Source organism: Anaerolineae bacterium (assembly GCA_014360855.1).
Taxonomy (GTDB): Bacteria; Chloroflexota; Anaerolineae; order JACIWP01; family JACIWP01; genus JACIWP01.
In genome coordinates this window covers 1-11,165 of sequence record JACIWP010000089.1, presented here as the reverse complement: position 1 = coordinate 11,165, position 11,165 = coordinate 1, and the positions used below count along the sequence as shown (strand labels likewise).

Below are 11,165 nucleotides of genomic sequence, written 5' to 3'. Positions count from 1 at the left end.
GAACGCGCCGCCGGCGTCCGCCAAAGGTATATGCCGGCGGCCAGCACCAGCATCGCCAGAATTGCCCCGATGATGATGCGAGGGGTGCGCTTCATAACCGACCTCCGATCCCCAGGTTCCGGTCAGCGGCTTTCGCCTGTTCCCCGACCCGGGCAATAAAGACATCCTCCAGAGAAGGTGGGATATGATTGACCGCATAGACGCGCACACCGGCCTTCTCCAGCATCTCCCGCACCTCGTCCGCGCGGGCGCCGGCGTCCGGGCCGATCGCATGCACCAACGTGCCATACAGCGCCACCTCATCAAACACGCCGCTGGCCCGCAGAAGCTTCACGGCCTCATCCGGCGCCTCGCTGTCAATCTCCAGCACCTGGCCGGGCATCTGGCGCTTGATTTCCTCCGGTGTGCCCTGCGCGATGATGCGCCCGCGGTAAATGAATGCCAGGCGGTGGCAGTGCTCCGCCTCATCCATGTAATGGGTGGTGACCAGGATAGTGGTGCCGGCGTCGGCCAGCTCGTACAGCAGGTCCCAGAAGGCGCGGCGGGAGATGGGGTCCACGCCGGCGGTCGGCTCGTCAAGGAACAGCATCTCCGGTTCGTGCAGGATGGCCGCGCCCAGCGCCAGCCGCTGTTTCCATCCGCCGGAAAGGTTGCGGGTCAGCTCGCGTTCGCGCCCTTTCAGGCCGGCCATCTCCAACACGAACTCCTTCCGCTGTCGGAGCCGCTCCCCGCGCACGCCGTAGGTACGGCCGAAGAAATCGAGGTTCTCGGAGACGGTCAGGTCATAATAGAGGCTGAAGCGCTGGGACATATAGCCGATGCGTTGGCGAATCTCCTCGGTCTGCCGGCGAATGTCGAAGCCCAGCACGGTAGCTTCGCCGGCGGTCGGCCGCAGTAGCCCTAACAGCATACGGATAGTGGTCGTCTTGCCGGAGCCGTTGGGTCCCAGGAAGCCGAATATCTCCCCGCGGCGGATGGTGAAGTGGACATTGTCCACCGCCGTGAAATCGCCGAACTTTTTTACCAGGCCGCGCACCTCCACCGCCAGCTCATCCGCCATGGCCTTCTGCTCCCGATGCCGTAATTTCAGCCTGCAGGCGGGCGTTCTGCCGGCGGATCAGGCTGATAAACGCCTCTTCCATGCGCGCCCGCGTGCGGCGCATGGAGAGCACGGGGATGCCGGCCTCTTCCAAACGGGCGGCGATGGCCGGCATGTGCTCCTCGGCGTTGTCCACGATGAGATGAAGCATCTCGCCGTAGGTCTGCACCTCCAGGACGCCCGGCGCATCCTGCAGAAGCAGGCGTGCCTGCCGGAAGGCGCCCACCTGCAGTTCGATCACCTCGCCCTCGATCATCTGACGGATGCGCGCCGGCGTGTCGCACACCATCAGCCGGCCCTGGTACATCAGGCCGACGCGGGTACAGCGCTCCGCCTCGTCCATATACGGCGTGGTGATGACCAGGGTAACGCCGGCGAGGTGCAGTTCCGTCAGGATCTGCCAGAATTCGCGGCGCGAGACCGGGTCCACACCGGTGGTCGGCTCGTCCAGCAGAAGGATGGGCGGTTGATGCAGGAGCGCACAGGCCAGGGCCAGCTTCTGTTTCATGCCGCCGGAGAGGTAGGCGGCGCGCCGGCCGGTGAACTCCGCCAGGCCGGCGAAGCGCAGTAACCGCTCGATGCGCTGGGAACGCTCCGGCTCCCGCACGTCGAAGATATCGGCGAAGAAGAGCAGGTTCTCCATGACGGTCAGGTCGCCGTACAGGGAGAACTGCTGGGGCATGTAGCCGATTTGACGCTTGAGGGCCTCCGCCTGGCGCACGGTATCACAGCCGGCGACGCGCGCCGACCCTTCGCTCGGGCGCATCAGCCCGCACAGCAGGCGCAGGGTGGTGGTCTTGCCGGCGCTGTCCGGGCCGAGCAGGCCAAAGATTTCCCCGCGGTAGATGGTCAGGTCCAGATGATCTACTGCTACCACCTTGCGGAAGCGCCTGGTTAACCCTCGGGTCTCGATGACCACGTCGGACATATCGGACTGCCTCTCGCTCATTCCAGCCGTTTGCGGAAGCGCATCGCGGCCGCGCCCATGATGCACACACCGAAGATGAGGAGCGGGATCACATGCGGGATCAGCAGGTTCAGGCCCACGCCCTTCAGGATAATCCCGCGCATGATGACCAGCATATAGCGCAGTGGGATGAGGTAGCTGAGCGCCTGCAGGGCCGGCGGCATGGCCTCGATCGGGAAGAAAAAGCCGGCCAAGAAAATGGACGGCAGCAGGGTCAGCCAGACCAACAGCATCGTCTCCTGCTGGGTGTTGGCCACGCTGGTGGCCATACGTCTCATGGGTCCCTCACCTCACTGCCGGCGGCACTTCGCCGTCATGCGCCTGCCCGGGGCCATGCTGTTTTATCATATCCGGCGGGGCCGGCCTGTCAAATACGGAGGCCTCGAAAAGGTACAGCGGGCACATCCGGTTCAGAAGCCCCATCCCTGAGCCTGCTCCCGCGCCGGCATACCATCTTCATGACCCTTCCAAGACCCGCCGTACCGCGTTTGACGGCCGGCGGCATTTGGTTATAATTTGCATGTATCATGAAAGCACGCGAGTTCTCCGAGCTAACTGTCCTACCGGCGCATAGCCCACGGCGGTTAGCCGCAGTAGACCAATGAGGTCTCAAGGGTGATGGCGGAAACGCCCTCGCCTCCCGTGCTTGGAAAGGAGAACGGTCCATGCAACTACATCCTGTCCGATCGGCTCGCCGGCATATTCCCCCTGGCCCGCGAGCGGTTATTTTCCCCCGATGCCGCCGGCTGTTTTCCCCAGGCCCCGCCCGGCCAGAGGAGGGTCTATGCCCTGCTTGGATTCGCTAGCGCGTCCTATCAGCTACCTCCGCATCTCGGTCACCGACCGGTGCAACCTGCGCTGTATCTACTGCATGCCGGCGGAGGGCATCCCACATAAGTTCTCCCATGATGAGATACTGCGCTACGAGGAGATCGCGCGGGTGGTGGAGGCGGCCGCCGGCCTGGGCATCAGCAAAATCCGCCTGACCGGCGGAGAGCCGCTGGCGCGCCTGGGCATCGCCGAGCTGGTACGCATGATCGCCGCCGTGCCGGGCATTGACGACATCTCCATGACCACCAACGGCATCCTGTTGTCCCGACACGCCCAGGAGCTGAAGGCCGCCGGCCTGCATCGGGTCAACGTCAGCCTGGACACCCTCCAGCCGGCGCGCTTCCGACAGATCACGCGATTGGGCGAGCTGGATGACGCACTGGCCGGCATCGAGGCCGCGGAGCAGGCCGGCCTGCATCCCATCAAGATCAATACCGTGGTCATGCGGGGCCTGAACGATGACGAAGTTCCCGACTTCGCCCGGCTGACGCTGGCGCGGCCCTGGCATATCCGCTTCATCGAGGTCATGCCGGTGGGGGAAACCGCCGGCATGGCCAAAGTGGGTTTTGTGCCGGTGGCGGAAATCCGCGCCCGCATCGAGGCAGAGGTGGGACCGCTGGAACCATCTGACGGGGCGGGGCGGGGGGCCGGGCCGGCGCGCTACTATCGACTCCCGGGCGCACCCGGCACCATCGGCTTCATCTCCGCGGTCAGCGAGCACTTCTGCTTCCACTGCAACCGTCTGCGCCTGACCGCCGACGGCAAACTGCGGCCCTGCCTGCTCTCCGATCAGGAGATTGATATCCGCGCCGCCCTGCGCCGCGGCGCCGGCCTGGAGGAACTGCAGGTCATCCTCCGCCAGGCCATCGAACAGAAACCGGCCGGCCATCATCTGGCCGAGGACATCACCGCCACCGGCCGGCTGATGTCGCAGATCGGGGGGTGAGGAGCGGGCCGGGGGCCATGGACCACACGGGGCGGCCGGCGCGGCAGTACGCCTGGGATGACCCAGATGGGCGCGTAGGGCGACGCATGCGCCGCCCTACTTACTATGTGCGAGGGAGACCATGAACGATACACCAACCAATGTCGAAAATCCATCCCTGACCCATGTGGATGCACAGGGACAGGTGCGCATGGTGGACGTCACCGCCAAACCGGACACTGAACGCGTGGCGGTGGCGCGCGGGCGCGTCTATATGCGCGCCGAGACTCTGCGCTTGATCCAGGCCGGCCAGATGAAGAAAGGCGATGTGCTGACCACGGCCCGCATCGCCGGCATCATGGCCGCCAAGCACACCGGCACCCTCATCCCCATGTGCCACCCGCTCCTGCTCACCCATGTGGCCGTTGAGCTGACGCCGGGGCCGGCGGACCAGGAGCCGGCCTATATTGATATCGAGGCGGCGGTGCGCACCACCGGCAAGACCGGCGTGGAGATGGAGGCCTTGACCGCCGTGTCGGTGGCGGCGCTGACCATTTACGACATGGCGAAGGCCGTGGACCGCGGCATGCGCATCACCGATATCCGGCTGGTGCGCAAGGCCGGCGGCAAAAGCGGGGAAATCATCCTGGAGGAATAAATATGCGCGTGCGTCTGCGTCTCTTCGCATCACTGCGCGACGCGGCCGGCATCGAGGCCGTCGAATTGGAACTGCCCGACGATATCACCGTCGGGGAAGCGTTGGATCAGCTCTGCGCCCTGTATCCCGCGTTGGGCCGCTGGCGGGAGCATATCATGCTGGCGCGCAACCGCCGTTATGTGACCATGGAGGACCGGCTGGCGGACGGCGATGAGATCGCCCTCTTCCCGCCGGTGAGCGGAGGATGAGCCATGGGCGGCGCCGGCAAGAAGCGTTTCGAGATCGTCACATCGCCGATCGACGTCAATGACGTCGTGGGGCGGGTCATGGCGCCGGCGTATGGGGCGGTCACGGCGTTCATCGGCGTGGTGCGGGACCACAGCCGCGGCCGGCAGATCCGCTACCTGGAGTACGAGGCCTATCCCGAGATGGCCGAGGAGATGCTGGAGCAGATCGGGCGGGAGATCCGGGAGCGCTGGCCGGCCATCGAGGATGTCAGCATCGTGCACCGCATCGGCCATCAGGAGCCGGGGGAGATCAGCGTGGTGATTGCCGTGGCGGCCGGCCATCGAGCCGACACCTTCGATGCGGCCCGCTATGCCATCGACCGCATCAAAGAGATCGTCCCCATCTGGAAGAAGGAGGTGGCGGCCGACGGCGAGTGGTGGGTGGAGGGGCCGGCACACCCGCAGGCATAAAGAAAGGGGCCGCTGGGAAATCCCAGCGGCCCCATGCTATTGTGCGTTAGTCGCAGTGCCCTGGGCCGATGTAACCGTTGTTGTAGTAATCGAGCGTGGTCATCCAGCCAAGGACCATTTTCCGCTGGGCCTTGGAGAGGGAGGACCAGGCGGTGTAATCATACATGGCCAGGAAATCATCCGCGGCGGTGATGACGTCGGCCACTGCAGAGCCATCCGCTCCGTTCTTGATGTTCAGCTTGGCGGCCAGCAGTTGGGCGTAGAGCTTGGTGATGCCGTTGGACGGATGCCCCAAGCCCATGCTGAGGATGTTCACGGCCTGGGAGGCGGTCGTCACCTGCACGGACTTGGCGCCGCCGGCATTGCCGAGCCAGATGGGCAGGAGCGGGGTCACGCGGTCAGGATTGCGGCCGGTGAAGCCGGCGTGCGTCTTCCAATAGCCGATGGTCAGCGTGCAGCCCCCCGCGCAAGGCCCGCTGTACACCGTCACATTGGCGGTTGCCGTGCGGGTCTCCCCGGAGTCTTTCTCCGTCAGCGTAGCGGTGTTGGGAAACTCATAATAGGTGTCGCACATGGCCGAGACGTTGGTGATCACCACGCAGTACGAACCGGTGCGGGAATCCGTCAGGTGCACCGGGAACTGCGGTCCACAGGGATCATCACAGCAGGTGTACTGGCAGGAGAAGCCGTCCGGGCAGGTCAGCGAATCGGTCACGTCCGCTTCCGCATCATACTCGATGACGGTCGGCTCGCTCGGCAAGAAGAAACCCGCCTTCGGCTCCGGCCCCCATTCTTCTCCCAGATGACCCGAGTGGTTGGTGATGGTGATCTTCACAGAGTTGCGATAGATGGCGCCGGCCACCGGGATGAAGGTGATGGAATACGGGTAGCAGGCGCTCTCGCCCGGCCCAAGCTGCGCGCTGGGGATAATGGTCTGCGATGCACCCGGCAGGGGCTGGAATTGACCATCGCCGGTCTTGTACTCCACCTGGTCGACCAGCTTCAGGTTCTCCGTGACTCGGTCTCCGCCGTTGGTCACGCAGATTTCCCCGCTTACACCGAAGACCTCCTGTTCGGAGACGAGGGTGCGCGTGGCGGTCAGCGTGTAGGTGAACGTCCCGCTCTGCCCGGCGGGGATTTCCATCGACGTGGGGGTCACCGATTTCGTCAGCGACCAGTCATAGGTGCGGTAGATTTTCCACCAGCCGGCGGCGGTCTTTTCTGCGGTCAGCGTGGTGCCGGCTTGCCCCTGCCCCTGCACCGCCAGGGTTCCGGAAACAAACAGCGCCAGGATTGCCAGGATGGCTACAACAGCTAACAGGGGACGTTTCATGTTTTCCCTCCTTCGGGATCATTTGCAACTGCGCGCCCTGCGCGGAAACCAACGGCTCATGGAAATGTGGGCAAGAGTGAGGATATTGTTGAGGCTACGAACCCGCGCCTCAGCTTCCCGTTCCCTCATCAGGAATGCCGTGGCCGGGCTCCATAGTTCCCACCCATTTTTTATTATACTCGTCAATGATGGATTTGTCAAGTATCATTGTTCAATTTATTGCCATGATATTTTGTTAATAATAACAATACTTAATGTTCATTCGTATCATATGGAGATGCGATACGTATCATTGCACGCGCGAAAATACACCTGCATGGTGATGACAATTTATTCATCTTCACGGCACCGAACTGTTGGGAATGGAAACGTAGGGGCTCCAGAACGAGAGCGACCCCTGCCTTGGGGAGCACTGGTGCACGGGAAGGCCAGCGGCCATTCATGGAAAAACCCTCCCGCAGGTGTGCAACCTGCGGGAGGGTGCTGTGGCATTCGGGCAGTAACGCGGTTACTCCAGGAAGCTCAGGATCCAGGCCTGGTCATCGGCGGTATCCACGCGGTAGCCGCCGCTGGTGCCGGCGCAGTTGGCGTTCAGGCCGTACGAAGTGATGGCGGCAATGGCGTTGCTGGTGCCGTAGAAGATCGGGCCGCCGGAATCGCCGAAACAGGTGCCGCCGGAACCGTTGCCCTTGCCGGGGTTATTGGTGAACGTGGCCGAGGTGCCGGCGGGGATGCCGGCGGTGCCGTTCACGTCCACCAGTTGTACCGTTCCCTGATAGCGCACCCGGTCGGACTCCAGAGTCGGCTTGACGCTTTGCAAGCCGTAACCCACTACCGTGAAACTACGGTCCTGCAGGCCGCGCCGCGTGGCAATCTGGTCCAGCAGGCCGATCTCCGCCAGCGTGCCGTACGTATCCAGATAGACCGGTTGGCTGAGGATGACGATGCCGGCGTCGTTGAGGAAGAAGGCGGCGTCATCATACGCCGGATGGGTATAAATGGCGGCAAACTCAATGCTGGTACCCCCGCCAACAGGATAGCCGTTTGCCGGAATACCGGACTCGACGTCGGCCTCAAACCAGACCCGTCCGCCCGAGGTACCGTAGGTGCAGTGGCCGGCGGTGAGCATGACCGTCGGAGAGAGCAGGGTTCCACTGCAGCGCCAGGCCGGCCGGCCGCCTACGTCGAACACCAACAGGCCCACATAGGGATGGGCATCCCCATCCGGTTCCCCGAACTTCACGGCCGAGGCGGGCACTGCCAGGAGCAGTACCACTGTGATCACCGCCAGCATCACCCAAAGTTGCCTGCGCATCTTGTCACCTCCTATGAGCACTCGATGTGCATCGTCCTACGATGGACTCCACCCTTCCCAAACCGCGACAAATGTGGTGCTGTAGGATCGCCTCACCTCCTTTCATGCGTGTAAGGGACCTAAGCATAGCGGTTCATTCCAATGGCGAGCCGGCGTGCGTGCCCTTACCACAAGGCTTCGCCAGCTCGCCGGCCGGCATACCCATCGGCCGTATCCGGGTCAGGGGGTGTCAGGGAATGGCATGGTGGGCAAGGACGTGTACGAGAGATTGGGCATCGGTGCAAGCCAGATGCGTAATCACCCCTGCACCGCACGGGTTTCCACCCTCATTATCGCGCACTTATGCAGAATGTGCAAGCGTTTCGAGAAGCTTGAATTTCCCTGTGAAATATGATATCATGGCCTTTGCATGCAGGAACGCGGGGTATGGGTCGGGCCGGTTGGCCCCTGTATGACATTCCCAACAGGACAGGCACAGGACAATATGCGCGCGTTGATCGTCTCCGACATCCATTCCAATCTGCCGGCCTTTCAGGCCGTGCTCCAGCAGGCCGCCCCCTTCGATATCATCTGGTGCCTGGGCGATGTGGTCGGGTACGGCCCCCAGCCGAACGAGTGCATCGAACTTCTGCGAGAGCATCCGCACCTGGCGGTGGCCGGCAACCATGACTGGGCCGCGTTGGGCCGGCTGGACCTGGCCGAGTTCAACGCCGAGGCCCGCTGGGCCGCCCGTTGGACCGCCGAGGCGCTGTCCCCGGACAACCGCGCCTATCTGGAGGCCCTCCCCACCCGCCTGGTGCAGGAGCCTTTCACCATCGTTCACGGCAGTCCGCGCGAACCCATCTGGGAATATATCCTCTACTCTTTCGTGGCCGCCGCCAATTTCGAGCACTTCGACACCCCTTACTGCCTTATCGGGCACACCCATTCGCCGGCGCTCTTTGTCGAACGCACAGAAGGAGAGTCGCGCATCATCGAAGCCGACCTGCCCCCGTTCGAAGAGCCCGTGCCGCTGGGCGAGGGACGCTGTATCATCAACCCCGGCAGTGTCGGCCAGCCGCGTGACGGCGACCCGCGCGCCAGCTACGCCATCTGGGACACCGATAAGGGCGAGCTGGTCATCCACCGGGTGGACTATGACATCGAGGCCATCCAGACCCTGATGGCGGAGCTGGGCTTTCCGGCGCGCCTCATCGCCCGCCTGAGCTACGGCTGGTGAGGCTGGGGACATGGCCCGGGAACAAAGGCCGGCGCGTCGGCGTCTTACGCGTGTGTCGCAAGCCCGGCGCCTCGCATCCCTTGCCGGGCCCCTTGCCAGAGGAGGAGAAGGAACATGAGGCGTTCTCGGTCGTTGTGGTGGGGCATCATTATTGTAATGGCGCTGGCCCTGGCCATGACCGCTTGCGCGTCGGCGCTCAAACGGGAAGCCGGCGTGCCCCTTCCGCAGGCCGTCCCCCCGGTCGCGGCCACCGTGGTGGTGGAAAAGGCGGTCGTTCAAGAAGGCGCCGCGGACTTGAGCACCTACCAGGTGGGGTCGCTCACCGAGCGCATGATCATCCGCACGGGCAACCTCACCCTGGTGGTGAAGGACACCGCCCTGGCCATGAACCAGGTGCGTGACCTGGTAGAATCCATGGGCGGCTATGTGGTGGAGTCCAACGCCTACCGGGATCAAGGGTTACTGCGCGGCCGCATGGCGGTGCGCGTGCCGGCGGAGAAGTTCGACCAGGCCATGGATGGCATTCGCGCCGTGGCAGTGCGCGTGGAGAGCGAAAGCTCTTCCGGACAAGATGTGACAGAGGAATACTCCGACCTCTCCGCGCAACTGCGCAACCTGGAGGCCACGGAGACGGAACTGCGCGAACTGCTGGCCACCGTGCGCGAGCGCACCGGCAAAGCCGAGGACATCCTCGCCGTCTACCGCGAGCTGACCACCATCCGCGGTGAGATCGAGCGGGTGAAGGGGCGCATGCAGTACCTGGAGCGAATGACCGCCCTGGCGACCATCAACGTCGAGCTGATCCCGGACGAACTGCAGAAGCCGGTGGTGGAAGAGCCGTGGAGCCCACAGGTAACCTTGAAGGAGGCACTGCGCGCGCTGGTGAACGCCGGCCGCTTCCTGGTGGATGCCCTGATCTGGCTCGTGGTGGTCGTGCTCCCCATCCTGATCGTCATCGCCCTGCCCGTGGTAGCGCTGGTCCTGATCATCCGGGCCATCGGGCGCCGGCGGCGCAAACCCGCAGAGTAATCAACCCGACACAGGGGCGGTCGCAACGGACCGCCCCTTATTTTCTTCCTAATTCCCCATTCCTGGGGCTCTCTGACAGTTGCCGGCGCCGGCTTCGGCCGCCCGGCAGTGCTTCACCAACGCTGATAGTGCACGCGTGCCGGGTCGTACTGCGTACGGGCCGCCGGGTGTTCCGCCGGGTGACCGACGGCGATAAGGCACAAGGGAACGAGGCCGGCGGGGATGCCCAGCACCTCCCGCACCATCTGCTCCCGCTCGGCGCGCGGATGGACCCCCAGCCATACGCTTCCCAGCCCCATGCCGGCTGCGGCCAACAGGATGTTCTCCGTCGCGGCCGAGCAGTCCTGCACCCAGTAATCGGAGACGGCAGGTTCGCCCACGACGGCGATGCACAGCGGCGCCTCGAAGAGCATTTTCGCGTAGGGGTGGCGCTCCGCCAGGGTGTCGAGTATCTTCCGCTCCGTGACCACGACGAAGTGCCACGGCCGGCGGTTGGCCGCCGAAGGCGCGGCCATGGCCGCTTTCAGCAGGGTGGTGATTTGCTCCTCGGTGACGGGCTCCGGCGTATAGCGGCGCACACTGCGCCGCGCCAGGATATTCGGAACTGGGATTGTGTCCATAGCACGTCTCCCCGGTATCGCTTGGGAAAGGTCTTTCAGAATCTTATCACATCCAGGCACTGGAGCAAACGAGCAAGCCCTATACAGTCAGTTACGTAAGTGGAGATGCGGAAACCCCGCCCCTGGCCATCCCCTTCTTCTTACCGCCGGCCGCTGTACTCCAGCGCCTCGTCGCACATGGCGAGGATGTTCTGCGGCGGCACCCCGTGCTGGATATGATGCACGGCTGCCAGGACGTACCCGCCCCCATCCGCCAGGTCGTCGATGCGCCGGCGCACCTCGGCGCGCACCTCCGCCGGCGTGCCGCGCGGCAGGACGCGCTGTGTGTCCACGGCGCCCCAGAAGCACAGCTCCCGGCCGAACTCCCGCTTCAGCGCGGCGGTATCCATGCCGGCGGCGGAAACCTGCACCGGGTTGAGGATCTGCACCCCCATATCAATCAGGCGGGGGATCATGGGCACCACCGAGCCG

13 protein-coding genes and 1 riboswitch are annotated in these 11,165 nt (G+C 64.1%); of the genes, 6 read left to right on the top strand and 7 right to left on the bottom strand.

Going from position 1 to position 11,165, the window contains the following annotated elements; all coding sequences use genetic code 11:
• Positions 1 to 91 precede the first annotated feature (91 nt).
• From H5T60_06605 to H5T60_06595, 3 genes are read right to left on the bottom strand one after another with little or no spacing between them, the layout of a single operon-like run.
• Entirely contained in the window at positions 92 to 1,060 is a 969-nt protein-coding gene (locus tag H5T60_06605; protein MBC7242098.1) for an ABC transporter ATP-binding protein, read from the bottom strand.
• Positions 1,050 to 2,027, bottom strand: coding sequence for an ABC transporter ATP-binding protein (locus H5T60_06600; GenBank protein MBC7242097.1), 978 nt, complete (start codon positions 2,025 to 2,027; stop codon positions 1,050 to 1,052). The genes H5T60_06605 and H5T60_06600 overlap by 11 nt, the downstream gene beginning before the upstream one ends.
• Positions 2,028 to 2,044: 17 nt before the next feature.
• Complete coding sequence (locus tag H5T60_06595; GenBank protein ID MBC7242096.1) at positions 2,045 to 2,344, bottom strand: ABC transporter permease; 300 nt, start codon at positions 2,342 to 2,344, stop codon at positions 2,045 to 2,047.
• A gap of 254 nt (positions 2,345 to 2,598) precedes the next feature.
• Positions 2,599 to 2,739, top strand: a riboswitch (molybdenum cofactor riboswitch).
• A 111-nt stretch (positions 2,740 to 2,850) separates the two neighbouring features.
• Here H5T60_06595 and moaA point away from each other — a divergent pair.
• The 4 genes from moaA to H5T60_06575 all read left to right on the top strand — a co-directional run bounded on the left by moaA (position 2,851) and on the right by H5T60_06575 (position 5,178).
• Positions 2,851 to 3,843, top strand: coding sequence for a GTP 3',8-cyclase MoaA (gene moaA, locus H5T60_06590; protein MBC7242095.1), 993 nt, complete (start codon positions 2,851 to 2,853; stop codon positions 3,841 to 3,843).
• A 121-nt stretch (positions 3,844 to 3,964) separates the two neighbouring features.
• The gene (moaC, locus tag H5T60_06585) at positions 3,965 to 4,480 is read left to right on the top strand and encodes a cyclic pyranopterin monophosphate synthase MoaC (protein MBC7242094.1); all 516 of its coding nucleotides are present in this window, start codon (positions 3,965 to 3,967) and stop codon (positions 4,478 to 4,480) included.
• An 8-nt stretch (positions 4,481 to 4,488) separates the two neighbouring features.
• Complete coding sequence (gene moaD, locus H5T60_06580; GenBank protein ID MBC7242093.1) at positions 4,489 to 4,728, top strand: molybdopterin converting factor subunit 1; 240 nt, start codon at positions 4,489 to 4,491, stop codon at positions 4,726 to 4,728.
• Positions 4,729 to 4,731: 3 nt separating this feature from the next.
• Complete coding sequence (locus H5T60_06575; GenBank protein MBC7242092.1) at positions 4,732 to 5,178, top strand: molybdenum cofactor biosynthesis protein MoaE; 447 nt, start codon at positions 4,732 to 4,734, stop codon at positions 5,176 to 5,178.
• A gap of 46 nt (positions 5,179 to 5,224) precedes the next feature.
• Here the strand turns inward: H5T60_06575 and H5T60_06570 are convergent, their stop codons facing one another.
• Positions 5,225 to 6,511: a hypothetical protein gene (locus tag H5T60_06570; GenBank protein MBC7242091.1), complete on the bottom strand. Its 1,287-nt coding sequence runs from the start codon at positions 6,509 to 6,511 to the stop codon at positions 5,225 to 5,227.
• A 508-nt stretch (positions 6,512 to 7,019) separates the two neighbouring features.
• Positions 7,020 to 7,826, bottom strand: a complete 807-nt coding sequence (locus H5T60_06565; GenBank protein ID MBC7242090.1) for a trypsin-like serine protease — start codon at positions 7,824 to 7,826, stop codon at positions 7,020 to 7,022.
• A gap of 484 nt (positions 7,827 to 8,310) precedes the next feature.
• On the opposite strand from H5T60_06565, the gene H5T60_06560 reads away from it, so the two are divergent.
• Together H5T60_06560 and H5T60_06555 are read left to right on the top strand one after the other, a co-directional pair.
• Positions 8,311 to 9,045: a metallophosphoesterase family protein gene (locus tag H5T60_06560; protein ID MBC7242089.1), complete on the top strand. Its 735-nt coding sequence runs from the start codon at positions 8,311 to 8,313 to the stop codon at positions 9,043 to 9,045.
• Between the two features lie 114 nt (positions 9,046 to 9,159).
• Positions 9,160 to 10,074 carry a DUF4349 domain-containing protein gene (locus H5T60_06555; GenBank protein ID MBC7242088.1) on the top strand — a complete coding sequence of 305 codons (915 nt, stop codon included), beginning with the start codon at positions 9,160 to 9,162 and terminating at the stop codon, positions 10,072 to 10,074.
• A gap of 113 nt (positions 10,075 to 10,187) precedes the next feature.
• Here H5T60_06555 and H5T60_06550 read toward each other — a convergent pair whose 3' ends face one another.
• Together H5T60_06550 and H5T60_06545 are read right to left on the bottom strand one after the other, a co-directional pair.
• Positions 10,188 to 10,694, bottom strand: a complete 507-nt coding sequence (locus tag H5T60_06550; protein ID MBC7242087.1) for a nitroreductase family protein — start codon at positions 10,692 to 10,694, stop codon at positions 10,188 to 10,190.
• 140 nt (positions 10,695 to 10,834) lie between these two features.
• Positions 10,835 to 11,165, bottom strand: a 331-nt coding sequence (locus H5T60_06545) for a hypothetical protein (GenBank protein ID MBC7242086.1), incomplete at its 5' end; no start/stop codon positions are given.